Annotated in this window: 1 protein-coding gene; it reads left to right on the top strand. The window is 35.5% G+C overall.

The genetic code is table 11. The features are described from left to right. Nucleotides 1–440 precede the first annotated feature (440 nt). Complete coding sequence (locus tag FFM73_RS12290; RefSeq protein WP_137631930.1) at nt 441–2,477, top strand: KUP/HAK/KT family potassium transporter; 2,037 nt, start codon at nt 441–443, stop codon at nt 2,475–2,477. Nucleotides 2,478–2,763 lie beyond the last annotated feature (286 nt).

The raw sequence follows: 2,763 nt of genomic DNA on the forward strand, positions 1-2,763 counted from the left end.
AAAAACTGTGAACGACAGCTGCACACCAGTACAACGATGGTAACTTTAGCGTTTGTCTCAGTTTTCCTACGCCGCTTTTAGAGATCTCAAACAGTTTCTCAGGAATCAGCTTACATCCAAGACTTATAAAAATGTCTAACTTTTTTATTGCACTTCAAACACCATTTTAAAGGAAGCTGATCTTTTTTGTCCGAACAGCGTTCGGATTAATTTTACAATCTACCATTAAAACACATATTGGAGTCGGTTATCAGATGGTTCAACTAGATAGTTAAGAATAGAATGCCCATAATTTATGGTTTCAATCAGTATATCGTAAATTATGAGCTTCTTTAAAGTGATTTCATTATGATGTATATGGCATAGTTGCTTTTCTTCGTGTTTAGGCTTACTATTTTGCAGTGCTATATTTCAATAATTAGCGTTGGGGGCAAGCAAATATGAATAAGCAACTAGAACGTGTTTCTTTTGCGGGGGCACTTGTTACTTTAGGAATTGTGTACGGTGATATTGGCACTTCACCATTGTATGTTATGAATGCATTGATTGGTGACGCCGGTAAAATGGGAAATATTTCTCCCAATTACGTGATTGGATCGATCTCGTTGATTTTTTGGACATTAATGATCATTACAACGTTGAAGTATGTTGTCATTGCAATGCAAGCCGATAATAAGCGTGAGGGCGGAATTTTTGCTTTATATGCATTGGTTAGAAAAAATTCAAAATGGTTAATTTGGCCAGCCTTGATTGGTGGGGCGGCCATTTTGGCCGATGGAACATTAACTCCTGCAGTAACTGTGACTTCAGCCATTGAGGGATTAAAAAAACAACACCTTGGCCCTGTGGCGTTTAGTAATTCTCAACATAACGTCTTGATTATCACAACAGTTGTTCTACTCGTATTATTTATGATTCAACGTTTTGGAACAGGTGTGATTGGGAAATCCTTTGGACCAGTGATGATTTTATGGTTTGGCTTTTTGGCTGTCTTTGGAATCGTTAATCTAATCAATTATCCAATGATATTGAAGGCTATTTCTCCTTATTATGCAATTAGGGTACTATTCAGTCCAGTTAACAAAGTGGGAATCTTTATACTTGGAAGTATCTTTTTGGCAACCACAGGAGCAGAGGCTTTATATTCCGATATGGGTCACGTTGGCAAGCAGAATATTTATGTAACATGGCCACTAGTATATAGTACCCTATTTTTAAATTACTTAGGTCAGGGTGCTTGGATAATTAGACATGCAGGTGATATTGCTTACAGGAACTTATCGAACTTAAATCCCTTTTATGAAATGCTCCCCGGAACTTGGCGCCTAGTTGGCATTTTGCTAGCCACACTCGCTGCAATTATTGCCTCTCAAGCGTTGATTACGGGTTCTTACACTTTAGTCGATGAAGCAATTGGCTTAAAATTTTTACCTAGAATGGTTATTAGACATCCAAGTAATATAAAAAATCAAATTTATATTGCAACTGTTAACTGGATACTATGTATAATAACAATTAGTGTAGTCTGGTTCTTTGGTAGTTCACAAAAAATGGAGGCCGCGTATGGTTTAGCGATCACTATTACCATGCTTATGACTACTGTGCTTTTGCATGAATTCTTAAAGAAACACCTGGCTAAGGTAACAGCACTTATAATTGCCTTGTTTTTTGGTTTTATTGAGTTAATCTTTCTAATTTCAAGTTTGGTTAAGTTTATTCATGGCGGTTATGTTACGTTAACAATCATGTTGGGCATTCTTTATATTATGTGGCTTTGGTACTTTGGAAATAAACGAAGAGAACATTATGAGAAAGAAAGCGAGTATGTTTCACTTCTTGACTATCGTGATCAACTCTCTAAATTAAGCGCAGACAATACAGTACCTTTGTTCACGACTAACTTAGTGTATATGACTAAAATTAAGGGTGATTACCAAATTAGGCGTAGTACCATGTATTCTATTCTCGACAGACAACCTAAAAGAGCTAAAGTTTATTGGTTTGTTACAGTCAATGAAACCAATGCACCTTATGAAAGTAATTATACAGTTGATTTACTTGAGACGCATAATGTTGTTAACGTTCAATTTTACTTAGGGTTTAGGAAATCTCAATCCGTTAGTGTCTATTTACATCAAGTTGTAAATCATCTAGTGGAACAAGGTATTTTAGAACCACAAATACCCACGTATTCAACAGAGCGACAACGGAAAGTCGGCGACTTTAAGTTTGTTATTATAAAGGAACAACCAGCAGATTTAATTGTCAATGATAAGTTAAGCTCGTTAGATAGAAGATTGATTGGCGGGCGCATCTATTTGCAGAAAATTACGGCTTCACCTATTTCATGGTATGGTTTGGAGTTTAGCAATGTCATAGAAGAAAGTTCTCCGTTATTTATTACTCAAGATCAGGATCAATACTTAATCCAAAAGAAAATTTATCATCGAGGCAGATTAAGTAAGACTGAAAAATGAGTATGCAGTAGTTTAAGTGCAACAACTAAGTTAGAAAAATTATATTTAGTTTTAATTAATGGTCTGATCTCAGTACTTTACTGAGATCAGACCATTTTTATTCATCGAAATGCGTTTAGTGTTTTACTATAACACGTATTTAGAAGCAACTTGTTTAGATCTCTCGGTTTGTAAAATTAAGTTAATGTGTCAACGCCGATGTGAAAATGTCGTTTTTTGCCGATTAAAAAATGCTGTTTTTTACCGATAAGGTTTACAGTGTCTCACTGCTCCTTTCTTTATTTTG

The organism is Secundilactobacillus hailunensis, assembly GCF_005405185.1.
Lineage (GTDB): Bacteria > Bacillota > Bacilli > Lactobacillales > Lactobacillaceae > Secundilactobacillus > Secundilactobacillus hailunensis.